Annotated in this window: 22 protein-coding genes and 1 tRNA gene; 12 read left to right on the top strand and 11 right to left on the bottom strand. The window is 67.0% G+C overall.

What is annotated here, in order from left to right:
* The coding region (locus tag WC729_RS25055) for a 1-deoxy-D-xylulose-5-phosphate synthase N-terminal domain-containing protein (RefSeq protein ID WP_372857190.1) at window positions 1-145 on the bottom strand (145 nt) is incomplete at its 3' end.
* Window positions 146-242: 97 nt separating this feature from the next.
* Here WC729_RS25055 and WC729_RS25050 point away from each other — a divergent pair.
* The gene (locus WC729_RS25050) at window positions 243-779 is read left to right on the top strand and encodes a GNAT family N-acetyltransferase (protein ID WP_372857178.1); all 537 of its coding nucleotides are present in this window, start codon (window positions 243-245) and stop codon (window positions 777-779) included.
* Here WC729_RS25050 and WC729_RS25045 read toward each other — a convergent pair.
* Complete coding sequence (locus tag WC729_RS25045; RefSeq protein ID WP_372857177.1) at window positions 776-1,252, bottom strand: Fur family transcriptional regulator; 477 nt, start codon at window positions 1,250-1,252, stop codon at window positions 776-778. The two genes, WC729_RS25050 and WC729_RS25045, sit on opposite strands and share 4 nt — an antisense overlap.
* A gap of 44 nt (window positions 1,253-1,296) precedes the next feature.
* The gene (locus WC729_RS25040) at window positions 1,297-1,692 is read right to left on the bottom strand and encodes a MerC domain-containing protein (protein WP_372857176.1); all 396 of its coding nucleotides are present in this window, start codon (window positions 1,690-1,692) and stop codon (window positions 1,297-1,299) included.
* Window positions 1,693-1,812: 120 nt separating this feature from the next.
* On the opposite strand from WC729_RS25040, the gene WC729_RS25035 reads away from it, so the two are divergent.
* The 6 genes from WC729_RS25035 (at window position 1,813) to WC729_RS25010 (ending at window position 5,315) form a co-directional block, all read left to right on the top strand.
* Window positions 1,813-2,850: a COX15/CtaA family protein gene (locus tag WC729_RS25035; RefSeq protein WP_372857175.1), complete on the top strand. Its 1,038-nt coding sequence runs from the start codon at window positions 1,813-1,815 to the stop codon at window positions 2,848-2,850.
* Entirely contained in the window at window positions 2,847-3,167 is a 321-nt protein-coding gene (gene cutA, locus WC729_RS25030; protein ID WP_372857174.1) for a divalent-cation tolerance protein CutA, read from the top strand. Before WC729_RS25035 ends, cutA begins: the two co-directional genes overlap by 4 nt.
* Window positions 3,168-3,285: 118 nt before the next feature.
* On the top strand, window positions 3,286-3,765 hold the full coding sequence (gene rplM, locus WC729_RS25025) for a 50S ribosomal protein L13 (protein ID WP_372857173.1): 480 nt from the start codon (window positions 3,286-3,288) through the stop codon (window positions 3,763-3,765).
* Window positions 3,765-4,313, top strand: a complete 549-nt coding sequence (rpsI, locus tag WC729_RS25020; RefSeq protein WP_372857172.1) for a 30S ribosomal protein S9 — start codon at window positions 3,765-3,767, stop codon at window positions 4,311-4,313. The genes rplM and rpsI overlap by 1 nt, the downstream gene beginning before the upstream one ends.
* A 115-nt stretch (window positions 4,314-4,428) precedes the next feature.
* Entirely contained in the window at window positions 4,429-4,932 is a 504-nt protein-coding gene (locus WC729_RS25015) for a hypothetical protein (protein WP_372857171.1), read from the top strand.
* Entirely contained in the window at window positions 4,929-5,315 is a 387-nt protein-coding gene (locus tag WC729_RS25010; RefSeq protein ID WP_372857170.1) for a bleomycin resistance protein, read from the top strand. Before WC729_RS25015 ends, WC729_RS25010 begins: the two co-directional genes overlap by 4 nt.
* A 1-nt stretch (window position 5,316) precedes the next feature.
* Here WC729_RS25010 and WC729_RS25005 read toward each other — a convergent pair whose 3' ends face one another.
* The 8 genes from WC729_RS25005 to WC729_RS24970 all read right to left on the bottom strand — a co-directional run bounded on the left by WC729_RS25005 (window position 5,317) and on the right by WC729_RS24970 (window position 13,975).
* Entirely contained in the window at window positions 5,317-6,282 is a 966-nt protein-coding gene (locus WC729_RS25005) for an acyl-CoA desaturase (protein WP_372857169.1), read from the bottom strand.
* 17 nt (window positions 6,283-6,299) lie between these two features.
* The gene (locus WC729_RS25000; RefSeq protein ID WP_372857168.1) at window positions 6,300-7,802 is read right to left on the bottom strand and encodes a TIGR01777 family oxidoreductase; all 1,503 of its coding nucleotides are present in this window, start codon (window positions 7,800-7,802) and stop codon (window positions 6,300-6,302) included.
* Complete coding sequence (locus tag WC729_RS24995; RefSeq protein ID WP_372857167.1) at window positions 7,799-8,482, bottom strand: DUF4166 domain-containing protein; 684 nt, start codon at window positions 8,480-8,482, stop codon at window positions 7,799-7,801. Before WC729_RS24995 ends, WC729_RS25000 begins: the two co-directional genes overlap by 4 nt.
* 224 nt (window positions 8,483-8,706) lie before the next feature.
* Complete coding sequence (locus WC729_RS24990) at window positions 8,707-9,474, bottom strand: metallophosphoesterase (RefSeq protein WP_372857166.1); 768 nt, start codon at window positions 9,472-9,474, stop codon at window positions 8,707-8,709.
* Window positions 9,471-10,301 (bottom strand): diacylglycerol kinase family protein, encoded by an 831-nt coding sequence (locus WC729_RS24985; protein WP_372857165.1) that lies wholly within the window; start codon window positions 10,299-10,301, stop codon window positions 9,471-9,473. The genes WC729_RS24990 and WC729_RS24985 overlap by 4 nt, the downstream gene beginning before the upstream one ends.
* A 61-nt stretch (window positions 10,302-10,362) precedes the next feature.
* Window positions 10,363-10,869 (bottom strand): hypothetical protein, encoded by a 507-nt coding sequence (locus WC729_RS24980; RefSeq protein ID WP_372857164.1) that lies wholly within the window; start codon window positions 10,867-10,869, stop codon window positions 10,363-10,365.
* The gene (locus tag WC729_RS24975; RefSeq protein ID WP_372857163.1) at window positions 10,866-11,636 is read right to left on the bottom strand and encodes an archaeosortase/exosortase family protein; all 771 of its coding nucleotides are present in this window, start codon (window positions 11,634-11,636) and stop codon (window positions 10,866-10,868) included. Before WC729_RS24975 ends, WC729_RS24980 begins: the two co-directional genes overlap by 4 nt.
* Entirely contained in the window at window positions 11,636-13,975 is a 2,340-nt protein-coding gene (locus WC729_RS24970; RefSeq protein WP_372857162.1) for a VIT domain-containing protein, read from the bottom strand. Before WC729_RS24970 ends, WC729_RS24975 begins: the two co-directional genes overlap by 1 nt.
* Before the next feature lie 171 nt (window positions 13,976-14,146).
* On the opposite strand from WC729_RS24970, the gene WC729_RS24965 reads away from it, so the two are divergent.
* The 5 genes from WC729_RS24965 (at window position 14,147) to WC729_RS24945 (ending at window position 18,106) form a co-directional block, all read left to right on the top strand.
* The gene (locus WC729_RS24965; RefSeq protein WP_372857161.1) at window positions 14,147-15,664 is read left to right on the top strand and encodes a malonyl-CoA synthase; all 1,518 of its coding nucleotides are present in this window, start codon (window positions 14,147-14,149) and stop codon (window positions 15,662-15,664) included.
* A 6-nt stretch (window positions 15,665-15,670) separates the two neighbouring features.
* Complete coding sequence (locus WC729_RS24960) at window positions 15,671-16,102, top strand: polyketide cyclase (protein WP_372857160.1); 432 nt, start codon at window positions 15,671-15,673, stop codon at window positions 16,100-16,102.
* 6 nt (window positions 16,103-16,108) lie between these two features.
* The gene (gene ybaK, locus WC729_RS24955) at window positions 16,109-16,582 is read left to right on the top strand and encodes a Cys-tRNA(Pro) deacylase (RefSeq protein ID WP_372857159.1); all 474 of its coding nucleotides are present in this window, start codon (window positions 16,109-16,111) and stop codon (window positions 16,580-16,582) included.
* Between the two features lie 110 nt (window positions 16,583-16,692).
* Window positions 16,693-16,766 (top strand) — tRNA-Gly (locus WC729_RS24950).
* A gap of 92 nt (window positions 16,767-16,858) precedes the next feature.
* A complete protein-coding gene (locus WC729_RS24945) occupies window positions 16,859-18,106 on the top strand; it encodes an NAD(P)/FAD-dependent oxidoreductase (protein ID WP_372857158.1) in 1,248 nt (415 codons plus the stop codon).
* The last annotated feature ends 252 nt before the right edge of the window (window positions 18,107-18,358 follow it).

The raw sequence follows: 18,358 nt of genomic DNA, 5'->3' as shown, positions 1-18,358 counted from the left end.
GGTGACCGCCCGTCACCCCCACCGCCGCAATCGTCTCGGCGCGGAGCTCGTCCGCCAACTGCCGAAGCTTCGCCGCAGGTAGGGCCCTCAGATCGGCGGGCGTGTGCACCGTGTCCAGCAACGGCGTTTGAGGAACGTCAGACATCACATCTGCTTAGCGGAGGCGGACAGGGGTGTCGATTGCTACGAAAGCATACGCTGCTTCTTGACGGCACCTGCATGAGACCGTGACAATGTTTGTCATGGACCTCACCCACCGCCTCGCAACCGAAACCGACATACCGGCGATTCGCACCCTGATGGACCGCGCAATCGAGGCGCTGCAACGCCCCTACCTCTCGCCTGAGGAAGTCGCGGCAAGCCGGCTGAGCATGGGTCTCGACACCCAGCTTATCGCTGACCGGACCTATTTCCTGGTCGAGACAGGAGGCCGTCTGGCCGGATGCGGCGGCTGGAGTCGCCGGGCAACCCTTTATGGCGGCGACCACAGCGCAGCGTTGCGCGATCCGAAGCTGCTCGATCCGACCGAGGACGCCGCACGGATTCGGGCGATGTACACCGATCCGGACTTCACGCGGCGCGGCGTCGGCCGGCTGGTGCTGCACCTGTGCGAAACGGCCGCGCGGGAAGCGGGGTTTGTACGGGCGGAGATGATGGCGACGCTGGCCGGCGAACCGCTCTATCTCGCCTGCGGCTATGCGCCGATCGAGCGCGTGATGAAATTATCCGTGGAAGGGCCGCCGGTCCCCGGCGTCCGCATGGGCAAGCCGCTCGTTTAAGCGGCGTCCTCATGCTCGCAATCGGCGCATTTGCCGCGCACCTCGATCACCGGCCGCACCGGCGAGAAGCCTGCGGCTTCGGCAGCTGAGCGCACGCCACTGGTGATGCGGTCATTGTCGAGGTGAGTCGTCTGGCCGCAGGTATCGCAGACCAGGAAGATGCAATCGTGCAGGCAATCCGGATGCGCGTTGGCGACATAGGCGTTCGAGCTTTCGACTCGCCGCGCCAGGTTCGCGCCGACGAACAGATCGAGGATGCGGTAGACGCTGTTCGCGGCGACCCGGCGCCCTTCGGTTTTCGACACCGCCTCGGCGATATCATAGGCGCTGGCCGGCTTGTCGAAGCCAGCGAGCGCCTCGAAGATCTGGGCGCGCATCGTCGTCCACTGCTCGCCCGATTTCTCGAGCGTCTCGCGCGCTGCCTTGGAAAGGTCTGCGCCCTGCGGTTCGTGATGGTGATGATGTGCGGCCATGGGGATCAATTTAGGCACTGCCGCCCCCCGCGGCAAGTAAAGTCCTAGTAGGTAGCCCGGCGGTTCAGATCATGGCCGAGCGCGAGGATCGCGACGCCGAGCAGGGTCCAGACCGTCTCGGTGCCGCCGTCATGCGGCATGGTGATCGCGCCGGCCATGATGCCGAGGCCGAGCGAGCCGACCACCGCCGGCATCATATAGCCATGCGCGAAGATGCCGCGGCCGAGCGCGAGCACGCCGAAGCCGATCGCGACGGTAAGGCCGATCTCATGGAACAGCGGGTTGAGGAGCAGGCCGCCGGCCGAGGCCGCGAGCGCCAGGAACACCGAGCTCGCCAGGCAGTGCACCGCGCACAGCCCGGACAGGCCGATCGCGAATCGATCGAACCGCGACTCGAGCCACGCAAAAGCGGGGGAGTGGGAATGGACATGCGTTGTCATTGCGAGGCTCATTTGGCACAGCGCCGGCGAAGTTACAATATATCATCGATGATTTTTTCGACGAACCGATCGTCGCAATCCCGAATCGACGCGCGTGCGCGATGGGTCTAGAGGCGAACCATGCTCCAGGCTTCTTCGCTCGCCCATCCGTCGCGGCCGCGCGCCCTCGCTGTGTGGCTCTTTTCGGTTGCCGGATTGATCGTGCTGATGGTCGTGATCGGCGGCATCACCCGCCTGACCGAATCGGGCCTGTCGATCACTGAATGGAAACCGATCAGCGGCATCATCCCGCCGCTCACCGACGCGGCGTGGCAGGCCGAGTTCGCCAATTACAAGCGCATCCCCGAATATACCCAGATCAACAGCGGCATGACGCTCGCCGGGTTCAAGGCGATCTTCTTCTGGGAATATACCCATAGGCTGCTGGGCCGCCTGATCGGCATGGCCTTCGCGCTGCCGCTGCTGTGGTTCGCGGTGCGCCGGCGCATTCCCCCGGGCTATGGCTGGCGGCTGGTTGCACTGCTCGCGCTCGGCGGGCTGCAGGGTGCGATCGGCTGGTGGATGGTCGCCTCGGGCCTGTCGGTGCGCACCGATGTCAGCCATGTCCGGCTTGCGGTGCACCTGATCACGGCGCTGGTGCTACTCTCGGGCCTGGTCTGGACTGCGCTCGACCTGCGCGCGCTGGCGGAAAGCCGCCTCGCCGCTCCCGCGTCGCTCAAGCCGCTCGCAGTGGTCGCGCTGGCATTGCTGTTCAGCCAGATCATGTTCGGCGCCTTCACTGCCGGGCTCGATGCGGGCTATGCCTTTTCGAGCTGGCCGCTGATGGGCAATGCCATCTTTCCCGCCGGCGTCGCCTTTATCGAGCCGATCTGGCGCAATGCGATCGACAATCCGGTGGTTGTGCAGTTCATCCACCGCTGGTTCGCCTTTGTCGCAGCGACCGCGCTCATCCTGCTGGCGCTGCGGGCGATCCGCCAGGGCGGGGTCATCGTCGGGCGCATGCTCGTCTGGCTGGTGGTGCTGCAGATCGTGCTGGGCATCGCCACCTTGCTCAGCGGCGTGCAGATCGTCATCGCGATCGCGCATCAGGCCAACGCCGCGCTGACCCTGATCGCCGCGACCTTCGCTGCCCATTCGATCGGCCGCGCGACGCGGTGAGCCGGATCCTGCTCGTCCGGACCAGCTTCGGCAGTGCCGACGAAGCGGCGCGTATCGCCCACGCGATGATCGAGGCCCGCCTCGCCGCCTGCGCCTCGATCGAGCCGATCCGCTCGATCTATCGCTGGCAAGGCACGGTCGAGACCGACGACGAGACGGCGGTCCTGTTCAAGACCACCACTGACCGCGCGCCCGCGCTGAAGGCGGCGATCACGGCGCAACACGGCTACGACCTGCCCGTCATCGAGGCATGGGAGGCCGATGTCGACCCGGCGGTGGGCGAGTGGATCTACGAGGAAACGGCGTCGGTATCCTGATACCCGTCATGAAACCGGCCTTTCGCTTGACTTTTTTGGGCCTTCCTCACATTAGCCCGCCATCAGCGCCGTCCCGTGGGGGCGGCGCATGTCGTTTGAACGAAAGAGGTCTGGCCCCATGAAGGCGCTGATGAAGACCACCAAGTCGGTAAAGCCGCACGAGGTGGAGAAGAAATGGCATATCGTCGATGCCGACGGCCTGGTGGTCGGTCGTGCAGCCTCGATCATCGCCAACGTCCTGCGCGGCAAGCACAAGCCGAGCTTCACCCCCCATGTCGATTGTGGTGACAATGTCATCGTCATCAACGCGGACAAGATCCGGTTCACGGGCAACAAGCTCAAGGACAAGATCTATTACCGCCACACCGGCTATGCCGGCGGCATCAAGGGCGTCGCAGCGGGCAAGATCCTCGAGGGTCGCTTCCCGGAGCGCGTCCTGGAAAAGGCGATCGAGCGCATGATCCCGCGCGGCCCGCTCGGCCGTGAGCAGATGCGCAACCTGCGCGTCTTCTCGGGCACCGAGCATCCGCACGCAGCGCAGAACCCCGAAGTCCTCGACATCGGTTCGATGAACCGCAAGAACAAGGTGGGCAATTGATGTCCGACAATCGTCAGTCCCTTTCCGATCTCGCGAACCTGACCAGCCAGCCGGCACCGGTCGCAGCCACGTCGACGGTTCTTGCCGGTGACGAATATGCGCCCGCCGCTCCTGTCGTCGTCCGCGAGCCGATGCCCCTGCGTGAGCAGATCCTCGACAAGTTCGGCCGCGCTTATGCGACCGGCCGCCGCAAGGACGCCGTCGCACGCGTCTGGATCAAGCCGGGCACCGGCAAGATCACGATCAACGGTCGCGATCAGGAAGTGTATTTCGCACGTCCGACGCTGCGCCTCGTCATCAACCAGCCGTTCGGTGTCGCCGAGCGTGACGGTCAGTATGACGTGGTCTGCACCGTCAAGGGCGGCGGGCTTTCGGGCCAGGCCGGCGCGGTCAAGCATGGTATCAGCCAGGCGCTGACCAAGTTCGAGCCGATCCTGCGCGCGCCCGTCAAGGCCGCCGGGTTCCTGACCCGCGACAGCCGCACGGTCGAGCGCAAGAAGTACGGCCGCGCCAAGGCACGCCGCAGCTTCCAGTTCTCGAAGCGCTAAATCGCTCTCGATTTCGCGAAACAGGGGCGGTCCGGCAACGGGCCGCCCTTTTTCGTTCTCCCCTTTCCAGAATCACTCGGCTAGCGTCCCGGAAAATCAGGACGGAGAAAGCGCGTTGGCTCTGGAGGACCCTGTAACGGCCCGCATCGTGGCGTTCCTGGAGCAGGTCGGCATTCCCGTCGAAACCGATGTGATCCCCGAGGACTCGTTCCTCCCCGCGATCACCGTCCGGAACGGTGCGGTGGTCTATGATCCCGCGCGACTCGAATGGCCCGGCGACCTGCTGCATGAGGCGGGACACGTTGCCGTGACGCCTCCGGAAAAGCGGTCCACGCTCAGCGAAATCCGGTCCGATCCGGCCGAGGAGATGTCGGCGATCGGCTGGTCCTATGCCGCGGCGCTCGCGATCGGGCTGGAGCCCGCGGTGGTGTTCCACGAGAACGGCTATCTCGGAGGCAGCAGATCGTTGCTCGAGAATTTCGCCGAGGGCCGGTTTCTCGCCGTGCCGATGCTGCAATATTACGGGATGACCCTGGAGAAACGCCCCGCGGCAGAACGTGGCGAGCAGCCCTATCCGCATATGACTTCCTGGCTGCGCACCCGGCCGAAGGGCCCATGACCGGCAACGTCATCCAGATCACGCCGTTCATGCATGTGAGCGACGTTGCCGCCGCGGTCGCTTTCTTCACCGGGACGCTCGGGTTCGACTGCCCGGTCCAGTCCGACGACTATGCCTATGTCGAGCGCGAAGGCGCTGGCATCCGCATCCAATGGCACGACGAACCGGAGGAGCTTGGCAGGCCGCATGGCGGCTTCGCCTATTATGTCGACGTGCGCGATCTCGGCGCGATCCTCGCCGAGCTGGCACCGAAGCTGGCGGCCTTGCCGAAGGGCGATGTGTACGGCCCGGTCGACCAGAAATATGGCCAACGCGAGTTGATGGTCCGCGCGCCGGACGGCAATCTCGTCGTATTCGGGCAGGCGGTCGCGCCGGACGCCTAAGCTATTGCTCGCGCTGCCCGAGCGCGGCGACATCCAAGGCACGGCGGCTGACCGGCGTAATGCCCGGCCGCGGCGGCAAACTACCGGGCAGCTTCACATTCCAGGCGAGCCCGAGCCGCTCCAGCAGCGTGATGAAAGCATATCCGAGGTCGATCTGCCCGGGATAAAGCCCGTGGCGTGCCGAGGCGGGGAAGGCATGATGGTTGCTGTGCCAGCTCTCGCCCATGGTCGGGATGGCGAGCAACGGCACGTTATAGGCCTGGATCACGGCGCCATCGACTGACCAGTCCTGCGGCCCGGACGTATGGGCGTGATAGGATATGTACCAGTGCATGGTGGTGCAGGCCGACACCCTGATCAGGACGCCCCATATGACGAAAGGCCAGCCGCCGATCCAGAACAGCAGCGCCGCGATCGGCAGCTGGTGCAGCATCCAGGTGCGCTGCAGGAAACGGTAGAAAGCGACATCGCTGATCCCCGGGCCGGCGTCGAACCCGGGCGGGTTGTCCAGCACCAGCCGGAAATTGAGATAGTAGAAGCCATCGAGCAGGATCGACTTGCCGTGTCGCAGGAACCAGTGGCAGTCCGCCTGGCGCTGCCCCCAGTCCCGTGTGTCATGCAGGCGAACCGTCCAGAGCGGCCCGCCCATGCCGACCAGCGTGCCGACCCAGATCATGAATCGCTCGAGCCATGTCGGACAATCGAAGCTGCGGTGGATGAGGCGACGGTGGAAGCCGACCGAATGCCCGACACACAGCGTAAATCCCGCCAGGACGAGGAACGCCGCGAACGCGCCCCAGGTGAAGGTGAGCGGGCCGAGGATCACCGCGCCAGCCAGCATGCCCGTGTTCCAGAGCGACCGGGGTGCGTCCCAGACGATGTGCCCGGCGACCGGGTCGGCGGTGTCGAGATTGCTCAGCGAATTGACCTTGAAGGCGCCCGAAGCCGCGCCGCCCTGAACGCTCATCGTCATTCTCCCCGTACTCAGTGCAGCAATCGCGCTTCCCGGAAAGGCCGGGACGCGGTTCGTATCGCCGCTTCCCGCCGGCCGACGATCGCGGCCAATGCGTCCTCGATCCGTGGATAGCGGAAGCGGAAGCCGTGGAAGACGGCCTTGACCGGCAACACCTTCTGCCCACCGAGCATCAGTTCCTCGGCGAGATCGCCGAGCATCAGGCGGAGCGGCAGTGCGGGCAGCGGCAGGACCGCCGGGCGGCCGAGCGCGTGACCGACTGCCCTGGCGAAGGCGCGGTTGCTGACCGGATTGGGCGCGGTCGCATTGAGCGGGCCGCTGATCTCCGGATCGGCCGCGGCAGTGGCGATCAGGCGGATCAGGTCGTCGCGGTGAATCCAGCTCGTCATCTGCCGGCCGCTTCCGATCGGGCCGCCCAGACCGAATTCGAAAATCGGGAGCAGCCCGCCAAGCATTCCGCCGCTTGACCCTAGCACGAGACCAGTGCGGAGCAGCACCACTCGCGTATCGGGGCACGCGATCCGCATCGCTGCCGCTTCCCATGCAGCGCAGACGTCCGCCGCGAAACCCCTGCCCCGCGCCACGGTCTCATCAAGCACCGTATCGGCGTCGATGCCGTAGGAACCGATCGCCGAACCGCTGACCAGCACTGCAGGGCGCTGGTCCAGCCGGTCGAAGAGCGTGCCAAGCGCTCGCGTCATGTTCAGGCGGGAGTCGACGATGCGCCGCCGGCGGGCAATCGTCCAGCGGCCGGCGGCGATCGGTTCGCCGGCGAGGTTGATCGCGATGTCGCAGCGGAAGTCGCTCGGCAGCGCGGCGAGATCGGTCGCGATCCGCACTGGCGTCGCGAGGCCGAGCGCGTGCTTCGCGTTGCGGGTGAGGACAGTCACGTCGTGCCCCGCCTCGACCAGCGCGGCGACCAGCCTGGCTCCCACGAAGCCGGTGCCGCCGGTCACCAGCACCGCCTGCCGGCCGGGCAGCGCGCTCACCAGTTCGGCGGCTGGGCCATCACCGAGGCGCTCGTTGCGCTTCGCCGCGAACAGGTCGCGCACGCCGGAAACCGCCACACCTGCCGCCGCGGTGGTCAGCAGGATCGAGACGACGCCGTGACCATGGAGGAAGACCGCGTTCGGCAGGGTAGCCCAGCCGATCAGCGCCGGCGCCAGCATGGCGAGCAGCGCCCCATAGTTGAGCGTCAGCAGCGTGTGGATGACGCGCTCAGTCGCGGGCAGCGCGCGGACGCGGTCCTCCTCGACGAAATCCCACAGGGTGATGCCCATTTCGACGGTCAGCGCTGCGATGAGGATCATGGCTGCCACGCCGTGCGGCTCGGTCCAGCCAAGGGCGAGGAACACCAGCGCGTAGATCAAGTTACGCGCGCCGTGCAGGCGAAGCTCAGTCGCCTGGCCCGGCCGCCATGGCAGGCGCAGGGTCAGCTCATGATGATAAAGCGTATCGAAGCCGCCCATCGCTACCTGGAGCAGCAACAGCGCGACGAAGACCGGATCGTTCATGCCGCGTCTCCCGGGCGATATTCAGTGAACATGCCGCATTGATGGACGAGCGCGCCGAACCAAGGATGGTCGAGCGCGAGGGTGAAGGCGAACCAGCCATGGTCGCAGTCGATATGGCCGATGCTGAGCTGGCCGGGGGTCAGCCAGCGCGGCAGGCGCAGCCGGAGCGGGCCGAGGCGCCAGAAATAATGGTCGCTGTCGAAATAGAGCGCTTCATTCTCGACCCGCAGCGTGAGCGCGATGCCGAAGCCCATGCCGAGATATTCCTCGATGCCGGTGGGGCCCGCAAAGCGCTTGGAGCTGTGGATCACCTGGGGGAAGCCGGCGCGGCGGCTGTACTGGCGCGTCCAGAACTGGCCGCCGCCGCTCGCGTCCTCGGTCACGCACACCGCGGCTGCGACGCCGGTATCGGTGGTCAGCGGCAATGGCGCGCCGACCAGGCGGCAGGCCTGGGCGAAGAGCCAGCCGAGACGGCTCATGCGGCATTCGACGATCTCGCCGACATAGCTGATCGTCTGGGTCGCGAGCGCCTTCCGGCCGAAGCGGGCGCGGACGGCGGGCGGGAGGCTGGCCCAGCCGGTATCGCCGAGGAGCTGGCGGAAGCGGGGGTCGACCACGGTGACGCCAGTGCGCGGGGCGTGCTGTGGAACAGGGACCGGACGTATTGCAGCGCTTGCCATCTTTTCCTCCTGTTCCGGTTATTTCTGTTAAATCAGAAATTACAGATTATGGAGGCAGAGTCAAGGGTGAGGAGATGGGGATTGGCGGGGACGCTTTCCTGATTCTTCCCCGGCGGAGGCCGGGGCCCAGTTGGGAAGGCTTCTGTAACGGCGCGCAACGCTTACCATGACTGCCCCCCAACTGGGCCCCGGCCTCCGCCGGGGAAGAAGTAAGTGGTATAGCCCTATCCCACCCTTTCCTTCGGCAGCACCGTGTCCGGCTCTGGCCCCAAGGTCCGCAGCAGCACGTCGAAACGTCCGCCCTCGATCCGGATTTCGTTGAACGACGGTGGCGTGTCGCGGGTGCGTTCGGACAGCGTCCCTGCCCCGATCATGCGGATCTTTCGGCCGCCGGCTTCGTGCGTCACGTCGAACGGGTCGTGGACATGGCCGGTCAGCACCGCACGCGCACCCGCCGCCGCGAGCGCTGCGAAAGCCTCGGCGCCGTTGCGGGTCGAGGAGCTCATCCGCGTATGCGCCTCGATCAGCGGGTGGTGGCACGCGACGAAGACCAGGGCGTCCTTCGGCGCTGCCTCGACCAGCGCCAGCGCCCTTTGCAGCGACCGGGTGCTGACATGGCCCTTGGACCAGTTGAGCCGCCACTGCGCCCGCGCCGTCGTGACCATCGGCACGATCGCGACGCCGGGCAAATCCAGGGGGCGCTCTATCAGGCGCTCGATCGCGCCGATCCGGTCATAGGGACGGAAGAAGCGCGCGATCGGGTTGAAATAGGGCAGGTCGTGATTGCCGACCTCGACCGTCACCGGCACGCCCAGCCCCTGCAACCAAGCGAGGCCGGCCGCGAATTCCCGGCGGCGGGCGCGCATCGTCAAGTCGCCGGTCATGATCACCGCATCGGGCTGCTCGGCGCGGACCAAGCCGTCGAACCAGGCGATCGCGGCGCGGTCCTCGCGGCCGAAATGCACGTCGCTGACATGGAACAGGCGGATCATGCGGCCTCCACCGTCGCAATGAACATCTCGCGTCCGATGCCGCCGGTGATGGTGACATCGGCATCGAGCTTCATCGGTTCGCCGTCGAACAGCGCCTGGGCCGGCTTGTGGCCGGCAATGCGCAGCCGCTTCGCCCGGACCTGAGTGACCTGCGCGGCCGCGACCCAGTCGCCGGTCAGCCATTCCCAGCCAAGCGCCGCAATCGAACGCCAGTCGCGCGCGTCGACTGCGGCGACATCGAGATGATCGGCCTCGGGCCTGACGAACACTGCCTGGGCGTGGTGGCGAAGGCCCGGCACGCCTTCCAGCCGGATGCCGCGCGAGAAGGTGCGGCGCCAGGCCGAGAGCATCGCCCGGCCAAGCCCACGCAGGCGCCGCGAGCGCACCAGTTCGCGCGCCCGGACCCAGGTCGCCGCCGGGCCGAGGATCAGCCCGACAAACGCACGGTGCGGCCCCGCCTCGACATAGGGCAGCGCGATGCGCCTGCCGCCCTGCTTCGCTGCGCGGATGATCGTGGCGGGATCGGCATTGCCGTGGAGCGCCTTGGCGAGCAGATTCATCGTACCGCCCGGCAGGATGAGGATCGATCCGGTCCAGTCCGCAAGCCTGCACGCCGCGGCGTTGATCGTACCGTCGCCGGCGAACAGCACGACGGTGTCGACCCCCTCGGTATCGAGGCGATCGGCATCGGGCAGATCATCGTCAGGAAAGGCGGTGCGGCCGGCGAGTTGGAGATCATGTTCGACGAACACGGCTTCGATCGCCGTCGCTTTTGCCGCCGTCGCCGTGCCGGAGGCGGTGTTGGTGATGAACCAGAGTTTCTGCATGGGCGTCCCAACGCGCGAGCGGCGGGAAGGTGACGCGGAAATCGTTTCGCTGTCGACATGGCTAGCTGACTCGCTCCACCGTCGTCGCGGCAAGCCAGGGGCCAGTCGAGCGGCCGAACAGCGCCGGCCAGTACCAGCTCGACACATCGGCGAAGCTGCGGCCATCGGCAGCGACGATCCGCTCGCACACATGAAGCGTGACGCCGCGCCGCTTCGCCTCGAAGCAGGAAGCGAAATCCATGTCGGCGATGCGGCGCATCGGCAGCGGCGCGATGGCGTAGCCGATCGCATGGAAGCAATCGCGCGCCGGATGGAGCTGGCGCGTGGCGGTGGCGACGCGGCGCAGCACGACCTGGCGCTTGCCATCGTCGAAACGCGCGATCCGGCCCGGAAAGTCGCGGGCGAGCCGGGCATCCTCGGGAGCCGGGGCGAGCGGTTTGAGCGGGCGGCCCTCGAACGACGCCGGCCAGGCGATCTCAGGCACGGAAGGCGCCCGCCCCTGCGGCAGGAACGGCACGGCGGCGGCGACAAGGGCAGTGGCGGCGACGAGCCAGTGGCTGCGGATCATGCGATCCTCCGGAAGCTGCGCGGGGATGCGGCGAGGATCGCGAGCGCCAGCATCGCGAAGGCAGCGATACCGACCGCTTCGTGCGCCACCGGCCCCTGAAGCGGCGCGATGAAGCCGTTCTCGAGATAGAAGAGGCTGGCGGCACGGAGCGCATTGCCGACCACCGCGGCCGCGACGGCGATGGCAAGCAGGCCACCATAGCGCACCAGACCTGCTCCTTGTGCGCAGGCAATGAGGCTGGCGAGCATCAGCGCGGCCCAGAGCATCTTCACCCCGCTGCACGGCCCGTCGAACAACAGGCGCTGGCCATGCCATTCCAGCGCCACGCCCTCGACCGAAACGCCCATGCCGTTCATCCTGAGTAGCGCCGCGGTGATCAGCACCGAGATGCGTCGCAGCGGGTAGGCCAGCAGGAAATCGAGCGTGGGCAGGATCGGGAGTGCCAGCAGCGCGGCACCGATCATCGGCCATCGCTGTGCAGAGCGGGCATCCCCCCAGAGGAGTATCGTAGCGGCCGTGACGGCAGTACCGATCTGCAACAGCACCGGCCCGGTCCAGGTCGCAACCGCATAGGCCGCGAGAAGGCCGGCGAGCATCGGCGCTGATATTCGGGTGCCCGGCTTCATCCGCCACAAGCGCCAGCCGAGCCCGCCCAGCAGCACGAGCAGCATGGTCGCGCCGGCGGCATCCTCGACGCGCCCGGCGAGCAGTCGCCAGGCATCCCAGCATGCTGCCAGCACGACAACGAGCGCGATCCGTACCGGCATCAGGCAAAGGCCCGTGCACGGCGGCGGACCAGCCACAGCCCGGCCAGCGCCACGATCGCGATCAGCGCCCATTCGCCGGGCTCCGGCACGGTCGGCACGTCATCGGCCGAGGGTACGGGCAGACCCTTGTCCTTATAGTCCTGGTCGGTCTCCAGCACGACCGCGCCGCTGAGCGGGGTGACGAGATTGAGCCGGTGGGCGAGCGCGATATCGGCATCGCGCGCCTTGCCGATCGCACCGGCATTGTCCGCGATCCGGCCCGCCGCCCAGAGCCGGACGATGTTCGCCGAACCCGTCACGGCCGCACCGGGCGCTTCCTCGCGCTTGACGATCCAGCGCGGCGTGGCGCCCGCCATCTCCGCCAGGGTTGCCGACAGGTCGTCGGCGGGGTCGCCCGACGGGCTGACGAAGCGTGCGCCGTCGAACCAGCGGCTGCCCTCGATCGTGAAGGCGCGTCCCGGTTCGGCCTGATAGCGCACCAGACGCGGGAGTGCGGTCGAGCGGTCGAGCATCTGTTCCACCCGCTCCTGCGACCCGGCGACCCGGACAGGCTGCGGCCCATGCACCCACAGGATCGCCGCACCTTCCTGCACCGCGGCCAGCGCATCGGCCAGCGCGGTGCCATTGTCCTGCCCGCCCACGAAGCGGGTGCGGCCGATCGCATCGGCGATGCGCGCACGCTGCTGTGCCGACCAGGGCGCGGGATCGATCGCCACCGGGGTTTCGGAAGCGACCGACAAGCCGGTCGGCACGCCCAGCGGGATCGCGTCCAGCGCTTTGACCAGCGCTTCGCCTGCCGCCTTGTCGCCCGCCGATCCGTCGAGCACGATCATCAAGGCCGACGGACGCGCCGGGACGGCATGGGCGATCGTCTGCACGACCGTGAGCGGCGGCGTCTTGTCAGCGCCCGGCACACCGCCAACCCGCACCGACGGATCGGTCAGGCGCGGCAGCAGGAGGCGCGGACGATGCGCCACCAGGTCGGCATCGCTCACCCTCCCCTGCAACCGCCTGCCCGACCCGCGCAGGGCGGTGTCGCGGCTGGCAAGCGCGCCGTCGCCCTCGAACCAGATGCTGTGGCGCAACTCGGTGGGCACCTCGAAATTGCGCTCGACGATGGCGGGCATGGCCAGGCTGCGCGCACCATCGGGCGCAATGGCGAAGGGCGTGGTGTAGCCGATCCTGAGCTTGATCGAATCGCCGACGGGCACGGGAAAGGCCTGGACCAGCAGCCGCTGCGCGCCGGCGGTCGTCACCAGCAGCGGATCGCGCGACACGCGTACCACCGACTGATAGGCGGCCTTCGCCTCGCCACGGCCGGCAATGCTCGCCTCGCGCGGCTCGCCATTGATCCACAGGGTCGCGCGTGAGGCAACCGCGCCTTCGGGCAGCGCCAGGGTGAAGCGTGCCTCGCCGGCCGCATTGCCGCGATTGGCGACCGTCATGGTCCATTCGACATAGGCCAGGCTGTCCTTGTCGGCGACCGAGCCGTCGATCCGCGACGTGTCGAGCGCGAGGCCGGGGACGCGCCCGCCGACGGCTTCGCCGCCCTGATCCTCATCCCATGCGAACAGCCGGACACGGTCGTGCCGCTCGGTCGGCCGCTCGACGGCGTTGAAGGCAGTTCCAGTGACCCGGTAATAGAGCTCGCGGGCGGTGGTGCTGTCAGCCCCGCCGCGCGTGAACAAGCCGTTCGACCAGATCGCGACGATCACGCTGACCAGCCCGGTCGCACGCACATTGTCGCCATAGGACATGCGCAGCAGCGCCTCACGGTCACCGACCGTGCGCATCATCGTCACCGCGCGGCGCTGATCGGCCGCATCGCCGCGATAGGCATCGAGCGCGAGCCAGGTCGCCGTCGCCGGCAGATCGACGATCACCAGCAGCACCAGCCCGATCCCGACACCAACGGCGGCGCGGAGCCCCACCCGGCCGTCTCGCGCCGCGAGTTCGGCAAGCCAGCGGAACGCGACCACGCCGGCGAAGACGGGCGCGAAAGGCAAGAGGCCGATCCCGAATATGATGATCCCGACCAGGGCGATCGGCAGCATCGGCAGGAAAATGAAGGCATAGGTTGCCGAGACGGCAAGCGCGCCGCCGCCGGCCATGACCAGCCATCGGCCCGGTACCGCTTCCTCCTCCAGCGTCCGCAACAATAACAGGTTGATCACTGGCACCGCACCGACCAGCACGAGATGCCCGAGCGTCGGCAACGGATCGAAAAAGGCGTCGGCGCACATGCCCGAGAACCATTCTAGCACGATCACGAAAGCGGGAAAGAGCACGCCCAGAAACAGGCCGCCGGGGCGAAAGGAAGACGACGGGAGATAGGACATCGGGTGCGGCTCCGGCTGGTGAGCCTGCCCCCTCGCATGTCGCAATGGAGCGATGATCCGCGGCCGGCGCAGGCCCGGCGGGGATGATGTGCAGATTCGGTGGAGGCGATGGCTTGCGGGGAGAGGGCCAGCGCGCGTAGCGACACGCGGGAGCGTCAGCGCGGAGAGCCCATGCCCAATCTCTACAACCGTTTCGTCGAGGCCTTCGCACCGCGGCTGGGCAAGCCGTTCATCGTCCGTCCCGATGGCAGCACGATCACTTATGCCGACCTTCACGCGGCGACGGGGCGGATCGCCCATCTGTTCGTGTCGATGGGCATCAAGCCCGGCGACCGGATCGCGATGCAGGTCGACAAGTCGGCGGAAGGCCTGCTGGTCTATCTCGCGACCTTGCGGATCGGGGCGATCCACCTGCCGCTCAACCCGGCCTATACCGCCCGCGAGCTCGATTATTTCCTGCGCGATGCCGAGCCGGCACTGTTTGTGTGCAGCCCGGCCAATGAGCCGGTGCTGGGGCCGCTGTGCCGGGAGATCGGCGTCCCCCATGCGATGACCCTGGGCAAGGCCGGCGACGGCAGCCTGCTCGAAGCGGCCGGGGCGATGCCCGCCGACTTCGCGACCGTGGACATGGCGAGCGATGAACTGGCGGCGATCCTCTACACCTCCGGCACGACCGGACGTTCGAAGGGGGCGATGCTGACGCACGACAATCTCGGGTCCAACGCCGAGACCCTGGTCGATCTGTGGCGCTTCACCCGCGACGACGTGCTGCTCCACGCGCTGCCGACCTTCCACACGCATGGGCTGTTCGTCGCGACCAACATCATCCTGCTCACGGGCGCGCGGATGATCTTCCTGCCGGCGTTCGATCTCGACGCGATGATCCGGCTGCTGCCGCGATGCACGACGATGATGGGCGTGCCGACCTTCTATTCGCGGCTGTTGTCGCGGCCCGAGTTCACGCAGGAGCTGGTCAAGGACGTGCGGCTGTTCGTCTCGGGCTCCGCACCGCTGTCGGCCGAGGTGCATCGCGAGTTCAGCGCGCGGACCGGGCACGCGATCCTCGAACGCTACGGCATGACCGAGACCAACATGAACAGCTCCAACCCCTATGACGGGGATCGGGTGCCGGGCAGCGTGGGCTTTCCGCTGCCCGGCGTGGAGATCCGCATCACCGATGCCGAGACCGCGACGCCGCTCGCGCAGGGCGAGATCGGCATGATCGAGGTGCGCGGGCCGAACGTGTTCAAGGGCTATTGGCGGATGCCGGAGAAGACCGCGGAGGAGAAGCGGGCCGACGGGTTCTTCATCACGGGCGATGTCGGGAGCTTCGACGAACGCGGTTACCTGTTCATCTCGGGCCGGCAGAAGGACCTGATCATCTCGGGCGGGCTCAACGTTTATCCGGCCGAGGTCGAGGCGCTGATCGACGAGATGGCGGGCGTCGCGGAATGCGCGGTGATCGGCGTGCCGCATCCCGATCTGGGCGAAGGCGTGGTCGCAGTGATCGCAGCCAGGGCGCCGGGTTCGGTGGAGGCGCAGACCGTGAAGGCAGCGCTGACCGATACGCTGGCGTCGTTCAAGCGGCCGAAACTCGTCTATGTGGTCGACGAACTGCCGCGCAACGCGATGGGCAAGATCCAGAAGGCCGAGTTGCGCAAGACCTATGCCGACAGCTTTGCCGGCTGAACGCCAATGACGAAGGAAAGCATGATGCTGCCGGCCCGCACCTATAGCGTCTCGATCGATCGCGACTGGCGCGCGCTTTACGAAGAAATCTGGCAACCCGAGTATTTCACGAAATGGGCATCGGGACTCGCTGAATCGGACCTTCGCGCGGACGGCGATGGCTGGCTCGCCGATGGGCCGGAGGGGCCGATCCGCATCCGCTTCACGCCGCACAACGACTATGGCGTGATGGATCATTTCGTCGATGCCGACACTGGCAGCGAAGTCCATATTCCCTTGCGCGTCGTGCAGAATGGTGACGGCGCCGAGGTGATGCTGACGCTCTATCGCCAGCCCGGCATGAGCGACGAGAAATTCGCGGCCGATGCGAAATGGATCAATGGCGACCTGAAAGCGCTGAAGGCGTTGTTCACGCCGCAGCGCGGCCGCAACGGATAAGAGCCGATGTCGAAAGCCACGCCGGCAACCCGGGCGCTTGCCGCTGCCGGCATCGCGTTCACGGTCCACAGCTATGACTATGATCCGGGCGCCGAGCGGATCGGGCTCCAGGCGGCGGAGGCGCTGGGCGAGCCGCCGCAGCGCGTGCTCAAGACACTGATGGCGCTGGTGGACGGCAAGCCGGTGTGCGTGGTGGTGCCGTCGGACCGCGAGGTCGCGATGAAGAAGCTCGCCGCCGCGTTGGGCGGCAAGGCGGCCGAGATGATGAAACCCGCCGATGCCGAGCGCCTGACCGGCTATCATGTCGGCGGGATCAGCCCGTTCGGCCAGAAGCGCCGAGTCCCGACCGCGATCGAGCAGGCCGCGCTGGCCGAGGAGTTGGTCTATATCAACGCGGGCCAGCGCGGCCTTCAGGTCCGGCTCGATCCGAACGCGGCGGCGGCAGCTCTTGGAGCGGTCGTGGCGCCGATCGCCAGCTAGGCACCGCTTGCAGGAAGAACCACGCCGGGCTATCGGCGCGTCAGGCGATCCGGCCGAAAATGTCGGAATGCCGCCGGCCGACACGCCAGAAATGGCGGAAAAGCTGGCTTGCGGGTGTAGCTCAATGGCAGAGCAGAAGCTTCCCAAGCTTACGACGAGGGTTCGATTCCCTTCACCCGCTCCAATAATTCCGATCACCTGCCGGCACCCTAAACGCCGTAGACAGGGGACCGCGCCGTCCCCCCGGCGGCGCACGAAGGGGGAGAGATGGATTCCATGACGACGGGCGCACCCCGCATCGTGATCATCGGCGGCGGACATGCCGGCGCGAACGCGGCCGCATCGCTCCGCCAGGCGGGGCATGACGGGGAGATCGTGATGATCTCCGAAGAGACGGTCCTCCCCTATCACCGCCCGCCTTTGTCCAAGGCCTATCTCAAGGGCGGGTCGACGCTGGAATCGCTCTATCTGCGGCCAGCCAAATTCTACGAGACCAACAATATCGAGACGCTCCTCGACGCGCGCGCGACGGGCATCGACACCGAGCGCAAGGTCGTGACGCTGGCGGACGGGCGTGAGGTCGGCTGGGAGCTGCTGATCCTCGCCACCGGATCGGTTGCGCGGCGGCTCGACGGGCCGGGGGCCGACCTGGCCGGCGTGCATGTGCTGCGCGACATCAGGGATGCCGAGGCGCTCCATGCACGGATCGTCGACGGTGCCAGGCTGGTGATCATCGGCGCCGGCTATATCGGGCTCGAAGTCGCCGCATCGGCGCGCGACCTCGGCGCCGAGGTGACGATCCTGGAGCGCGAACCGCGTATCCTGTCGCGCGTGGCGTGCGAGGAATTGTCGGGTTTCTTCCACCGCTTCCATGCCGGCCGCGGTGTGGTGTTCCGCACCGGCGTGTCGGTCGCCGGGCTGCACGGCGAGGACGGCGAGGTGCGATCGGTGGAGCTGTCCGATGGCGAGATCCTGCCGGCCGACGTGGTGCTGGTCGGCATCGGCGGATCGCCCTGCGATGCGCTGGCGATCGATGCGGGTCTGCACTGCGACAATGGCGTGATCGTCGACCTGGCAGGACAGACCTCGACCAAGGGCATCTATGCGATCGGCGACATGACGCGCCGGCCGATGCCGCATTATGGCGACCGCATGTTCCGGCTGGAAAGCGTGCCCAATGCCGTCGACCAGGCCAAGGCGGTCGCGGCGGACATCATGGGCAAGCCCCTGCCCACACCCGACCTGCCCTGGTTCTGGTCCGACCAATATGAGCTGAAGCTGCAGATCGCCGGCGTGCCGTTCGACGCCGACCGGCAGATCGTGCGGCACACGCCGGACAAGGAGAACAGCTTCTCCATCTTCCATATGAGCGGCGACCGGATCGTCGCGGTCGAGGCAGTCAATGCGCTGGGCGACTTCGTGGCGGGCAAGAAGCTGATCATGGCGGGGCAGCCGGTGGATATTGCGAGGCTTTCGGATGCGAGCGTCGCGGTGAAGACGCTGATCGCTACGGCCGCCGACTGAACAGCGGAAGTCCTCGCCAGCGATCCGCGCACGCTGCATGAACAGGATGCTGGCAGGAAAGTAACGTGTCGCCAACATCTCGATCTTTCGGGAACTATTCGGGCGATTGTGAGACGCAACGTCTACCCCGATTTTTTCGGGTTCGGGCGAGATTTGGGGCTGCGCGTTGGAGATTTTTACGGAAGCACGGCGCACTATCCAACAGATCGAGCCTGACGATCCGAATCTATAGTGGAGAATTTCCTGGCCTTT

The sequence above is a fragment of the Sphingomonas sp. genome (genome assembly GCF_041661825.1).
Classification (GTDB): Bacteria; Pseudomonadota; Alphaproteobacteria; order Sphingomonadales; family Sphingomonadaceae; genus Sphingomonas.
Note: the sequence above shows the minus strand (reverse complement) of the source record. Positions and strands in the feature narration are given on the sequence as shown.